The following is a 264-nucleotide window of genomic DNA, read 5'->3' on the forward strand; positions in this document are numbered from 1 at the left end:
GATTCAGAACCTTTGAACTCATATTCCTCAACCAATCTTTCATAGATTCTTGCTGCTGTGTGTTTTTGCTTTCCCCAACGTTTTTGATCGTCTTCAAGCCATTCATCAATTATAGGCAATACCCGTTTGGTTTCATCTGAATACTCTTTAGTTGCGTAGGTTTGTTGCCGTAAAATCGTTGTAGGGGCCTGATCTTGTTTAAGATATTTACTAACAGTATTTCTAGCAATTCCTAGTCTTTTTGAAATCTGTCTCTGAGACAGA

General features: G+C 37.5%; 1 pseudogene. It reads right to left on the bottom strand.

The window, feature by feature from the left end:
• Positions 1-264 (bottom strand): annotated as a pseudogene (locus tag SAZ04_RS22280) (IS21 family transposase); the annotation flags it as partial.

This window comes from Halalkalibacter lacteus (genome assembly GCF_036663595.1).
GTDB classification, from domain to species: domain Bacteria; phylum Bacillota; class Bacilli; order Bacillales; family Bacillaceae_D; genus Halalkalibacter; species Halalkalibacter lacteus.